Raw genomic sequence first — 12,174 nt, 5'->3', positions numbered from 1 at the left:
GCCCGACAGTTGCGCGAATCGCGAACACAAGCGCACCTGGGCCTTCCAGGCGTGAGTGCGGATGCCGGGGCGGCAACGCCTTGCTGCGGTCGCGCAACTCGTTGCTGATGCGCGCCGGAAAACGGTAGTTCCACGCCGCCTCGGTCAACAGGCGCCGCGCGTGTGCAGTCTTGGTGATTGAGCTGCGGCGCATGCTGCATGCCCGGCCGGCCGGACCTGCACGCTCCCGGCGCCGCTCCGGCCACGGTCTGCCCCGATCACCGGACTACCCCGACCGCGGAAATGCGTCCGATCCCGAAGCTCCGGTCACGGACCAGGTCCGTGGGCGGGGGGCTTGGTTGGCCGGCCCGGCGATGGACGGCTCAGCAACGAGGCACTGTTGGCGCACATGCGAGCCATCCACGCCGAGGTCACGGCCCAGTTCTCCCGTATGAAGTTGAAGGCTGACCAAGCGGCTATGGCGGCGAAGACGACCACGATTGCGACAAACTGAAAGTCAAAGACGATCGTCTCCAAAACTCCGAATGCCAAATCATCTGGCCTGCGGTCCTGAGCGCTGTCTCTTTTTGTCATAGGCGCACGTTATCGACTCRCAGTTATGCAAGCTAGCAGGAAAGTCTGCTCCTGGCCGAATGCCGACACACCCCGACCGATGGCCGCGGTGGGCATGAGCCTCCGTGAGGGCAGGCAGGGGGAGGCCCATGAAGAAAGCGACGATCAGCGTCTGGCGGGCCCGACGCTCAGGAATCCGGCTCTTAGCCATGCAACCATGGCCGGCTCCAAAAGAGTTCGTTTGATTTATGCGTACTGTGCATGCATCCAGTGTCATTTTCTCAAAAGTAGTACTCATTTCCACTTCTGGGACAAGTCAGGCTGACCAAAACGGGGGCATTTTTGGGGGCAGAAAAGGCGCTTCACAAGCCAGAAATCTAGCATCCATACGGGCTATCCGTTGTTTTTCAGCCGTCCCCAGCCCACTCAAGATGGCGGCGCCAATGCATTTTGCATCGGCGCCGCTTCTGCGATCCAATCCCCTCCACGGCAACCCCCGGTGCCGTGCAAAGAGGCCCATGGATTCATCGACGACGACACAGACGAGCCCCACTTCCTTCCCGAGCGCCGCCCGCCAGCAAATCGATGGCCGCTGGCCGAAGCTGCGGCACCTGGGCATCGCCGCGGCTTTCGCCTGGACCTGCGCCCTTGCGCAGGCGGCCTCGCAGGCGCCGGTCGCCGCCGAGAACGGCATGGTGGTGAGCGCCCAGCAGCTGGCGACGCAGGTGGGCGTCAACGTGCTCAAGCGCGGCGGCAACGCGATCGATGCCGCGGTGGCGGTGGGCTACGCGCTGGCGGTGGTCTATCCCGCGGCAGGCAATCTCGGCGGCGGCGGCTTCATGACGGTGCAGCTGGCCGATGGCCGCAAGACCTTCCTCGACTTCCGCGAGAAGGCGCCGCTGGCGGCGACGCCCGGGATGTACCTCGACAAGGACGGCAAGTTCATCGAGGGGCTGAGCACCCGCGGCCATCTGGCGGTCGGTGTGCCGGGCACGGTCGCCGGCCTGGAGCGGGCACGCGAACAGTACGGCACCATGAAGCGAGGCGCACTGCTGGCGCCGTCGATCGCGCTGGCCGAGCGTGGTTTCGTGCTGCAGCAGGGCGACGTCGACATGCTGGCGGCCGGTGCCGCCGACTTCGGCAGTGATCCGGCGTCGGCCGCGATCTTCCTGAACCGGGGCGAGCCTTTCGAGGTCGGCCAGAAGCTGGTCCAGAAAGACCTGGCTAAGACCTTGAAGGCGATCAGCCGCCAGGGCGCCGACGGCTTCTACAAGGGGCCGGTGGGCGCTGCGATCGTGGCGTCGAGCCGCGCCGGAGGCGGGCTCATCACGCAGGCCGACCTCGACCAGTACAAGGCGCGCGAGCTGCTTCCGATCGAATGCAGCTACCGGGGCTATCGCGTGATCTCGGCGCCGCCGCCGAGTTCGGGCGGGGTCGTGCTCTGCGAGATGCTGAACATCCTCGAGGGTTACCCGCTCAAGGAACTCGGTTTCCGGTCGGCCCAGGGCGTGCACTACCAGATCGAGGCCATGCGCCATTCCTACGTCGACCGCAACAGCTATCTGGGCGACCCGGAGTTCGTGAAGAACCCGGTCGAGCGCCTGATCGACAAGCGCTATGCCGAGAAGATCCGCGGCGCCATCGATCCGGCGCGGGCCGGTGTCTCGGCGGACATCAAGACCGGGGTCGCGCCGCATGAAGGCAGCAACACCACGCACTATTCGATCCTCGACCAGTGGGGCAACGCGGTGTCGGTGACCTACACGCTGAACGACTGGTTCGGCGCCAAGGTCACGGCGGCGGGGACCGGCGTGCTGCTCAACAACGAGATGGACGATTTCACGGCGAAGGCGGGCGAGCCCAACATGTACTGGCTGGTCCAGGGCGAAGCCAATGCGATCGCGCCGGGCAAGCGGCCGCTGAGTTCGATGAGCCCGACCATCGTCGCCAAGGACGGCCGTCCGGTGCTGGTGGTTGGCACGCCGGGCGGCAGCCGCATCATCACGACGGTGCTTCACAGTATCCTGAACGTGGTCGACTACGGCATGGACGTGCAGGAGGCGGTGGACGCGCCGCGCTTCCACCAGCAGTGGCTGCCGGACGTGACCAACGTCGAGCCTTTCGCGCTGTCCCCGGACACCCGCAAGATCCTGGTTGACATGGGCCACAAGCTCGGCGAGGCGCAGCCCGCCAACCACCTGGCGGCGATCCTCGTCGGCGCCCCTTCGCTGGGAGGCAAGCCGGTGGGCAGCAATCGTTTCTATGGCGCCAACGATCCGCGCCCCAACACGGGCCTCGCGCTCGGCTACTGATGCATATCGAAGAGATTCTCTACAGCCAGGGTTTCGGCACCCGCCGCGTCTGCGCGGGACTGGTCCAGCAAGGGTTCGTCACGGTCGACGGCGCCGTGGTGACCGATCCGGGCCAGGACTTCGCCACCGAGGGGCTGCGCTTCACCGTCCAGGGCACGGCCTGGGAGTACCACGAGAAGGCCTATCTGATGCTGCACAAGCCGGCCGGCACCGAGTGCTCGCAGAAGCCCTCGACCTACCCGAGCATCTACACGCTGCTGCCGTCGCCGCTGCGACTGCGTCCGAACAAGGGCGCGGTGCAGGGCGTGCAGGCGATCGGGCGGCTCGACCAGGACACCACCGGCCTGCTGTTGCTGACCGACGACGGCCAGTTCATCCACCGAATGGGGTCGCCGAAGCACCATGTGCCGAAGGTCTACGAGGTCACGACCAAGCATCCGGTCGATCAGAACCAGGTTGACCGTCTGCTGGCCGGCGTGGTGCTGGACGACGATCCGAAGCCGGTGCGGGCCGCCGCCTGCGAGCTGGCCGCCCCGCAGCACCTGAGCCTGACCCTGACCGAAGGCAAGTACCACCAGGTCAAGCGGATGCTGGCGGCCGTGGGCAACCGGGTCGAGGCGCTGCACCGCTCGCGTATCGGTGCCCTGGCGCTCTCGGCCGACCTGGCACCCGGCCAGTGGCGCTGGCTGCGTGCCGAGGAGGTCGAAGGGCTGCGAACTGCGCGGGCCGGTCAGCCAACGGTCGGCGTGGGCCGTTAAGATAAGAAGTCTTCCTCCGGAATCTCTCCCTTGCGCTCTATTCCTTCACTGACGGGCCGTCTCGCGGCCTTTTTGTTTGTTTGCACGTCGTTTTCGGCCCATGCCGCCGAGCCCCCCCCGGTCTTCGTGCTCAACTCCCTGGATGCCACCGTGAGCGTGATCGAGCCCACCGTCTGGACCGAGAAGATGCGCATACCCACGGGCAAGGAGCCGCACCACCTGTACCTCACGCCCGACGAGCGCTCGCTGATCGTCGCCAATTCGGCCGGCGACTCGCTGACCTTCCTCGATCCGCGAACGGCCGAGGTGCAGCGCGTGGTCTACGGGATCATCGACCCCTACCACCTGCGCTTCTCGCCCGACATGAAGTGGTTCGTCACCGCGGGCAACCGCCTGAACCACGTCGACCTGTATCGCTGGGACGGCAAGGAGCCCAAGCTGGCCAAGCGCATCCCGACCGGCAAGACGCCCAGCCATATCTGGATCGACGGCAAGAGCACCACCGCCTACGTCTCGATGCAGGACAGCGACGAACTGATCGCGGTCGACCTGGCGACGCAGACGATTCGCTGGCGCACCGCCACCGGCCCGATGCCGGCCGACATCTTCGGCATCCACGACGGCAAGACATTGCTGGTCGGCCTGACCGGCAGCGACGGCGTGCAGGTCTTCGACGTCTCGGGCGTTCAGCCGAAGCTGGTCGGAAAGATCGCGACAGGCAAGGGCGCGCATGCCTTCCGCGCTGGCGGCGACGGCGGCCGCAGCGTCTTCGTCAGCAACCGGGTGGCCAACACGATCAGCCGCATCGACCTGGGCACGCTGCAGGTCTTGGAGACCTACCCGGTGCCGGGCGGTCCCGACTGCATGGACGTCTCGGCCGACGGCAAGACGCTCTACGTCACCTCGCGCTGGGCCAAGAAGCTCAGCGTGGTCGACCTCGTGAGCCGCAAGGTGGTGCGCCAGGTCAACGTCGGGCGCTCGCCGCACGGCGTCTGGACGCTCGACCATGCCAAGTCCTGAATGGCCCCCACGCTCCCCCACTGCGTGTGGGTCGCTGCCCCCCGAGGGGGCCGCAGGCCGCCTTGGGGCGGCCCGGCGCCGGCCTAGGCTCGCCGCTGCCGGGCTGCTGCTGGCGGCCTGTGCGGCCGTCTCGGGCAACGTGCTGGCCCAGGGTTGCGCCAAGCCTGTCTACCTGACCTTCGACACCGGCCACATGGGCATCGCGCCGCTGGTGGCCGAGGTGCTTAAGCGGCAGGATGTGCGCGTGACCTTCTTCGCCGCCGCGGAGCGCACGCAGACCGACGGCGACAGCCTCGACAACCAGTGGGCGCCGTGGTGGAAGGCGAGGGCGGCCGAGGGCCATGAGTTCGCCTCCCACACCTACGACCACGCCTATTGGCGCGACGATGTCAAGGGTGTCGAGCCGCGCTTCCGCATTCGCCCCACGGCCGGTGCCTTCGCCGGCCGCGAATTCACCTGGGACGCGGCGCAATACTGCGCCAACATCGCCAAGGCGTCCGACAGGCTGCAGCATGTCACCGGCAAGAAGCCGCTGCCGCTGTTCCGGGCGCCGGGCGGCAAGACCTCGCCGCGGCTGCTGGCGGTGGCCAAGGGCTGCGGTTATGCGCACGTGGCCTGGGCGCCGGCGGGCTTCCTGGGCGACGAACTGCCGAGCGAGAAGTTCAGCAACGAACTGCTGCTCGCGCAGGCCCTCGACAAGATCCAGCCCGGCGACATCCTGCTCGCGCACCTGGGCATCTGGTCGCGCAAGGACCCCTGGGCGCCGGCCGACCTCGAGCCGCTGATCGTCGGCCTTAAGGCCAAGGGTTTCTGCTTCCAGACGCTGCGCCAGCATCCGGCCTACCGCGACTGGATCGCGGCCCATACTTGAACCCTTGGTCGCATTGGTGGATCGCACGTTGATGGATTGGCTCACCGATCATTTCGCGGCCGTGCAGCAGTGGCTGTTCGAGATCGTCGTCCAGCCGCTGGTCTACGCCATCGGTTTCGGCGGCTGGGTCGAGGACGCCTTCGATGCCACCGGCTGGCTGCTGGTCGGCCTGATCCAAATCGCGGTGCTGGTCGCGCTGATCGGCCCGCTGCAGMGCTGGCGGCCGGTCGAGCCGGTCGTCGACCGGCGCGCGATCCGCATCGACATCATCTACACGCTGATCCACCGGCTGGGCCTGTTCCGGCTGGCGATCTTTTTCTCCGTGCAGCCCTTGTTCGATGACCTGCTGGGCATGGCGCGCGCGGCCGGCTGGGGCAGCATGCACCTGGACGAACTCTGGCCGGGCGTGACCGACGTGCCCTGGATCGCGTTCGCGATCTACCTAGTGGTGCTGGATGCGGTGGAGTACCTCATCCATCGCGGCCAGCATCGTTTCCGCTGGTGGTGGGCGCTGCATTCGCTGCACCACTCGCAGCGCCAGATGACGATGTGGAGCGACGACCGCAACCATCTGCTCGACGACCTGATCCACGACGTGATCATCGTCATCGTGGCGCAGCTGATCGGCGTCGCGCCGGGGCAGTTCATCGCCATCGTCGCTTTCACGCAGCTCAGCCAGAGCCTGCAGCATGCCAACCTGCGCCTCGGCTTCGGTGCCCTCGGCGAGCGCCTGTGGATCAGCCCGCGCTTCCACCGCGTGCACCATTCGATCGGCATCGGCCATGAGTCCGGCGGGCCGAAGACGCTCGGCGGCCACAACTTTGGCGTGCTGCTGCCGTGGTGGGACATGCTCTTCCGGACCGTCAACTTCGAGGATCGCTACGACGCCACCGGCATCCGCGACCAGGTCGAGCCCGACGCCCACGGCCGGGTGCGCGACTACGGACGCGGCTTCTGGGCCCAGCAGTGGCTGGGGCTCCGCCGCTTGTTCGGCAGGGATTGAGGACGCCTCGTCACGCGCTGGCGTTATCCTCGGCACCCGATGCGTCTTCTCCTCGATTCCTTCTGGCGGTCGGTCGCCTATTGCCTGCACCCGCGGGTGATCGTGCTRTCGCTGCTGCCGCTGGGCCTGATGATCGCGCTGGCGGCGGTATTCGGCTATTTCTACTGGGACGCCGCGGTCGCCTGGACCCGCGCTGCGCTCGATGCCTGGCCCTTGCTGGCCAGCTTCTGGAGCTGGATCGGTCACTTCTTCTCGGGCGACGTGACGGCCGCGCTGGCGCCCATGGTGGTGGTCTTCGCCGCCACGCCGCTGATCGTGGTGGTGTCGCTGCTGGTCGTGGCCGGCATCATGGCGCCGGCGCTGACGCGGCTGGTGGCCGAGCGGCGCTTCGTGAGCCTGGAGCAGAAGAAGGGCGCTTCCTTCTTCGGCAGCGTGGCGCGTTCGACAGGCCTGACCGTGCTGGCGCTGCTGGCGCTGGTGGTGTCGATGCCGCTGTGGCTGATTCCGCCGCTGGTGCTGATTCTTCCTCCGCTGATCTGGGGTTGGCTGACCTACCGCGTGATGAGTTTCGATGCCCTGGCCGAGCATGCCAGCCCCGAGGAGCGCGACACCTTGCTGCGCGTCCACCGGCTGCCGCTGCTCGGCATCGGCGTGCTCTGCGGCTACCTCGGCGCGGCGCCCAGCATCGTCTGGGCCTCGGGCCTGCTGTTCGCCGCCGCCTTCTTCGTGCTGGCGCCGCTGGCGATCTGGATCTACACGCTGGTGTTCGCCTTCTCGGCATTGTGGTTCGCCCACTACTGCCTCGACGCCCTGGCGCAACTGCGGGCCCAGYGCGCAGCTGCGGCGCTGGCGCTCTCGCCTTCCACCCCCGAGCTGGCCGATGCCAGCGCGGCCGCCAGCCAATGGAGTTCACCATGAGCCGTTCTTTCGGTCTGATCGTCGTCGGCGACGAAATCCTGTCGGGCAAGCGCATCGACAAGCACATGCCCAAGGTCATCGAACTGCTTGCCGCGCGCGGGCTCGAACTGGGCTGGGCCGAGTATGTGGGCGACGTGCCGGTGCGCATCACGGCGGCGCTGGGCCGTGCCTTCGCCTCCGGCGACATCGTGTTCTCCACCGGCGGCATCGGCGCCACCCCCGACGACCACACGCGCCAATGCGCGGCGGCGGCGCTGGGCGTGCCGCTGGCGCTGCATCCCGAGGCAGAGGCGCTGATCCGGGAGCGCATGCAGGACACGGCGCGCGAGCAGGGGACGGTCTACGCGCCCGACCGCCCGGACAACATCCATCGCCTCAACATGGGCGTCTTTCCGCTCGGCGCCAAGATCATCCCCAACACCTACAACAAGATCCCCGGCTTCAGCGTCGGCGATGTCCACTTCGTTCCGGGCTTCCCGGTGATGGCCTGGCCGATGATCGAGTCGGTGCTCGACGGCCGCTATGCCGGCTTGTTCGCACGCGGCCGCGCCGCCGAGAAATCGGTGATCGTCTATGGCGCCATGGAGGCCACATTGACGCCGCTCATGCAGGCCGTCGAGCGCGATCATCCGGGCATCAAGGTGTTCAGTCTGCCGAGCGTCGACCACCCGGAGCATGGGCGCCACATCGAGCTCGGCGTCAAGGGCGAAGCCGACCGGATCGAGGCGGCCTACGCCCAATTGCTGGCGGGCCTGCACGGCTTTGGGGTGCGGCTTGGCCCCGAAATGGTGCGCTGAAGGAACGCGCACCAAACTGGTTACAAATTGCCTTGTTTTGGGCCATGYCCAGGCTGCCGAGGCCCCGCTCGCGGCAGTGACAATGGGCACAGAAACTGCATCCCCAATCCCCATACTTCCAACCACTGTCCATACCAAGGAGAACCTGATGGCCAAGACCGTCGCCGACGTACTCAAACTCGTGAAGGAAAACGAGGTCAAGTTCGTCGATTTCCGCTTCACCGACACCCGCGGCAAAGAGCAGCACGTGACCGTGCCCGTGTCCGCGTTCGATGAAGACAAGTTCACATCGGGCCACGCTTTCGATGGCTCCTCGATCGCCGGTTGGAAGGGCATTGAAGCATCGGACATGCAGCTCATGCCCGATCCGAACACGGCCAACATCGATCCCTTCTTCGAAGAGACTACGCTGATCCTGACCTGCGACGTGGTCGACCCCTCGGACGGCAAGCCCTACGAACGCGACCCGCGCTCGCTGGCCAAGCGCGCCGAGGCCTACATGAAAGCCTCGGGCCTGGGCGATACCGCCTTCTTCGGGCCGGAACCCGAGTTCTTCGTGTTCGACGGCGTGCGCTGGTCCAACGACATGTCGGGCTGCTCGGTCAAGATCGAGTCAGAAGAAGCCGCCTGGAACACCGGCAAGGAATTCGAGCACGGCAACACCGGCCACCGTCCAGCGGTCAAGGGCGGCTATTTCCCGGTKCCCCCGGTCGACAGCTTCCAGGACATGCGCTCSGARATGTGCCTGGTGCTCGAATCGCTSGGCATCCCGGTCGAAGTGCATCACCACGAAGTGGCCAATGCCGGCCAGATGGAACTCGGCACCAAGTTCAGCACGCTGATCCAGCGCGCCGACTGGGTCCAGCTGCAGAAGTACGTGATCCACAATGTGGCCCACGCCTACGGCAAGACCGCCACCTTCATGCCGAAGCCGATCGTCGGCGACAACGGCTCCGGCATGCATGTGCACCAGTCGGTCTGGAAGGACGGCAAGAACCTGTTCGCCGGCGACGGCTATGCCGGCCTGAGCGACTTCGCGCTGCACTACATCGGCGGCATCATCAAGCACGCCCGCGCGCTGAATGCCATCACGAACCCCGGCACCAACAGCTACAAGCGCCTGGTGCCCGGCTTCGAAGCCCCGGTCAAGCTGGCCTACTCGGCCAAGAACCGCTCGGCCTCGATCCGCATCCCGTTCGTAGCCAACCCGAAGGGCCGCCGCGTCGAAGCGCGCTTCCCGGATCCGCTGATGAACCCGTATCTCGGCTTCGCGGCGCTGCTGATGGCCGGCCTCGACGGCGTCGAGAACAAGATCCACCCGGGCGAAGCCGCCAGCAAGGACCTGTACCACCTGCCGCCGGAAGAAGACGCGCTGATCCCGACCGTCTGCCACAGCCTCGACCAGGCGCTCGAGTACCTCGACAAGGACCGTGCCTTCCTGACCAAGGGCGGCGTGTTCACCGATGCGTACATCGATGCCTACATCGACCTCAAGATGCAGGAAGTCACGCGCTTCCGGATGGCCACCCATCCGGTCGAGTTCGACATGTACTACTCGCTGTAAGGCGTGTGTGTTCCGGGCTGCGCCCGGAGCGTTAAAAAAGGACGGCTGCGGCCGTCCTTTTTGTTTGGGCGGGAACATCCGGGCCGGATCGGTTTCGAATTGCATGAAAATGCCGGTTTGCGGCGCACTACATCCAAGACCATGAAGACTCTCACCGTTTTCCTGCTGACCGCCGCGGCGGCAGCCGGCGTGCCCTTGCAGGCCCAGGCGCAGCAAGAGCGCGTCTGGCGCTGCGGCAACGAATACACCAACAACGCGACCGTCGCCCAGCAGCGCGGCTGCAAGGTGATGGAAGGCGGCAATCTGACCATCGTGCAGGGCACCCGGCCGATCGCTTCGGCGGCACCTGCCGCCCCCGGCGCGGCGGTGCGGGCCCCCGCGGGCAGTCCGCGGGTCGACGGCGCCGATCAGCGCGCGCGCGACGGCGAGGCGCGTTCGGTGCTTGAGGCTGAGCTGCGCAAGGCCCAGGAGCGGCAGACCCAGCTGCTCAGGGAATACAACAACGGCGAACCCGAAAAGCAGGGCAGCGAAAGCAAGAACTACCAGAAGTACCTCGATCGGGTGTCCGACATGAAGGCCGAGATCGCGCGCAACGAGGCCGACATCGCCGGCCTTCAGCGCGAGATCGGCCGGCTTCCTCCGGTGAATCGCTGAGCGGATGGCTTTCGGTAAATCGGCGGGACCGGGCAAGCGCTTCCAGGCCTTCGACCTGCTGTCGACCCTGATCGCCGTGGTGAGGGTCGACGGCTCGGTGCTGTTCGCCAACTCGGGCCTCGAGGACGCGCTGGGCACCTCGCGGCGCAYGCTCGAAGGCTCGCAGTTCGGCGCCTGCTTCCACGAACCGCAGGTCCTCCGCACCGCCATCGACGGCGCCAAAAGCAACGATTTCGCGACGCTGCGCTACGAGGCCTTGCTGCGCCGCGTCAACCACGAGCTGATGCCGGTGCTGGTGACGCTGGCGCAGAGCGACAAGGCCGGCGAACTGATCGTCGAGATGTCGCCGCTGGAGCAGCAGGCGCGGCAGGACCGCGAGGAGCGGCTGCTCGACCAGGCGCAGGCCAACAAGGAACTGATCCGCAATCTCGCGCACGAGATCAAGAACCCGCTCGGCGGCATCCGTGGCGCAGCCCAACTGCTGCAGATGGAGGTCGAGTCGCGCGACCTCATCGAGTACACGCAGGTCATCATCCACGAGGCCGATCGGCTGCAGACGCTGGTCGATCGCCTCCTGGCGCCGCACCGGCGGCCGCACGTGGTGGGCGACGTCAACATMCACGAGGTCTGCGAGCGGGTGCGTTCCGTGATCCTGGCCGAGTTCCCGCGCGACCTGCATATCGAGCGCGACTTCGACGTCTCGATCCCGGAGTTCCGGGGCGACCGCGAGCAGTTGATCCAGGCCACGCTCAACATCGTCCACAACGCCGCCCAGGCGCTGGCCGAACGGCGGGCCGCGGGCGACGCGCAGATCACATTCAAGACCCGCATCGCGCGTCAGGTTATCTTCAACAAGCAGTGGTATCGACTGGCACTGGAATTGCATGTCATCGACAACGGACCGGGCGTGCCGGACGCGATCAAGGACCGCATTTTTTACCCGCTGGTGTCGGGCAGAGAAGGCGGGACTGGCTTGGGATTGACGCTTGCGCAGACTTTTGTGCAACAGCATCACGGCGTGATCGAGTGCGACAGCGTCCCGGGACGGACCGATTTCAAGATACTGATACCGCTGCCCTAGCAGCCAAGCAACAAGGAGCTGCATGAAGCCGATCTGGATAGTGGATGATGATCAATCAATCCGCTTCGTGCTGGAAAAAGCGCTTCTGCGCGAAGACCTGCCGACCCGAAGCTTCACGAATACGCGCGAAGTTCTTGCGGCCCTCGAAGCCGCGGCCGACGACGAAATGCAGGGCCCCCAGGTCCTGGTCAGCGACATCCGGATGCCCGGCGGCTCGGGCCTCGATCTGCTCGACAAGATCAAGGCCATGCACCCCGGCCTGCCGGTGATCATCATGACCGCCTTCTCCGACCTGGACAGCGCCGTCTCGGCCTTCCAGGGCGGTGCCTTCGAATACCTGCCGAAGCCCTTCGACCTGCCGCGCGCGGTCGAGCTGATTCGCCGCGCGGTCGATGAAAGCCAGCGCGAGGAAGTGGCCGAGGAACGCATGGCGGCCGCGCCCGAAATGCTGGGCCAGGCGCCCGCGATGCAGGATGTGTTCCGTGCCATCGGACGGCTGTCGCAAAGCAATGTCACGGTGCTGATCACGGGCGAGTCAGGTTCAGGCAAGGAACTGGTGGCGCGCGCGTTGCACAAGCATTCGCCGCGCGCGACCGGCCCCTTCGTCGCCATCAACACCGCAGCGATTCCCAAAGACCTCTTAG

General features: G+C 66.4%; 11 protein-coding genes and 1 pseudogene. 11 read left to right on the top strand and 1 reads right to left on the bottom strand.

Annotated features, from left to right (window positions below):
- A pseudogene (locus AC1DY5_RS23145) lies at positions 1 to 196 on the bottom strand (IS110-like element ISCARN28 family transposase); the annotation flags it as partial.
- 874 nt (positions 197 to 1,070) lie between these two features.
- On the opposite strand from AC1DY5_RS23145, the gene ggt reads away from it, so the two are divergent.
- The 11 genes from ggt to AC1DY5_RS23090 all read left to right on the top strand — a co-directional run.
- Positions 1,071 to 2,864: a gamma-glutamyltransferase gene (ggt, locus tag AC1DY5_RS23140; protein ID WP_478115130.1), complete on the top strand. Its 1,794-nt coding sequence runs from the start codon at positions 1,071 to 1,073 to the stop codon at positions 2,862 to 2,864.
- A complete protein-coding gene (locus AC1DY5_RS23135) occupies positions 2,864 to 3,622 on the top strand; it encodes a pseudouridine synthase (protein ID WP_478115128.1) in 759 nt (252 codons plus the stop codon). Before ggt ends, AC1DY5_RS23135 begins: the two co-directional genes overlap by 1 nt.
- A gap of 48 nt (positions 3,623 to 3,670) precedes the next feature.
- The gene (locus AC1DY5_RS23130; RefSeq protein WP_478115131.1) at positions 3,671 to 4,642 is read left to right on the top strand and encodes a YncE family protein; all 972 of its coding nucleotides are present in this window, start codon (positions 3,671 to 3,673) and stop codon (positions 4,640 to 4,642) included.
- Positions 4,629 to 5,513: a polysaccharide deacetylase family protein gene (locus tag AC1DY5_RS23125; RefSeq protein ID WP_478115127.1), complete on the top strand. Its 885-nt coding sequence runs from the start codon at positions 4,629 to 4,631 to the stop codon at positions 5,511 to 5,513. Before AC1DY5_RS23130 ends, AC1DY5_RS23125 begins: the two co-directional genes overlap by 14 nt.
- Positions 5,514 to 5,544: 31 nt before the next feature.
- Positions 5,545 to 6,516 (top strand): sterol desaturase family protein, encoded by a 972-nt coding sequence (locus tag AC1DY5_RS23120; protein ID WP_478115125.1) that lies wholly within the window; start codon positions 5,545 to 5,547, stop codon positions 6,514 to 6,516.
- A 39-nt stretch (positions 6,517 to 6,555) separates the two neighbouring features.
- Complete coding sequence (locus AC1DY5_RS23115; RefSeq protein ID WP_478115123.1) at positions 6,556 to 7,434, top strand: EI24 domain-containing protein; 879 nt, start codon at positions 6,556 to 6,558, stop codon at positions 7,432 to 7,434.
- A complete protein-coding gene (locus AC1DY5_RS23110; RefSeq protein ID WP_478115121.1) occupies positions 7,431 to 8,231 on the top strand; it encodes a competence/damage-inducible protein A in 801 nt (266 codons plus the stop codon). Before AC1DY5_RS23115 ends, AC1DY5_RS23110 begins: the two co-directional genes overlap by 4 nt.
- A gap of 148 nt (positions 8,232 to 8,379) precedes the next feature.
- A complete protein-coding gene (gene glnA / locus AC1DY5_RS23105) occupies positions 8,380 to 9,795 on the top strand; it encodes a type I glutamate--ammonia ligase (protein ID WP_478115119.1) in 1,416 nt (471 codons plus the stop codon).
- 141 nt (positions 9,796 to 9,936) lie between these two features.
- Positions 9,937 to 10,449 carry a hypothetical protein gene (locus AC1DY5_RS23100; RefSeq protein WP_478115118.1) on the top strand — a complete coding sequence of 171 codons (513 nt, stop codon included), beginning with the start codon at positions 9,937 to 9,939 and terminating at the stop codon, positions 10,447 to 10,449.
- Positions 10,450 to 10,453: 4 nt separating this feature from the next.
- A complete protein-coding gene (gene glnL, locus AC1DY5_RS23095; RefSeq protein WP_478115117.1) occupies positions 10,454 to 11,530 on the top strand; it encodes a nitrogen regulation protein NR(II) in 1,077 nt (358 codons plus the stop codon).
- 22 nt (positions 11,531 to 11,552) lie between these two features.
- Positions 11,553 to 12,174: response regulator (locus AC1DY5_RS23090; RefSeq protein WP_478115115.1), on the top strand; the 622-nt coding region annotated here is incomplete at its 3' end.

This window comes from Variovorax sp. P4_D9, assembly GCF_056401695.1.
The sequence above is the reverse complement of the archived record's forward strand: the minus strand, read 5'-3'. Positions and strand labels throughout refer to the sequence as shown.

Excerpts from the sequence above, each read along its gene's own strand:
- AC1DY5_RS23135 (WP_478115128.1), top strand. The coding sequence starts at position 2,864 with ATGCATATCGAAGAGATTCTCTACAGCCAGGGTTTCGGCACCCGCCGC.
- AC1DY5_RS23100 (WP_478115118.1), top strand. The coding sequence starts at position 9,937 with ATGAAGACTCTCACCGTTTTCCTGCTGACCGCCGCGGCGGCAGCCGGC.
- AC1DY5_RS23110 (WP_478115121.1), top strand. The coding sequence starts at position 7,431 with ATGAGCCGTTCTTTCGGTCTGATCGTCGTCGGCGACGAAATCCTGTCG.
- ggt (WP_478115130.1), top strand. The coding sequence starts at position 1,071 with ATGGATTCATCGACGACGACACAGACGAGCCCCACTTCCTTCCCGAGC.
- AC1DY5_RS23125 (WP_478115127.1), top strand. The coding sequence starts at position 4,629 with ATGCCAAGTCCTGAATGGCCCCCACGCTCCCCCACTGCGTGTGGGTCG.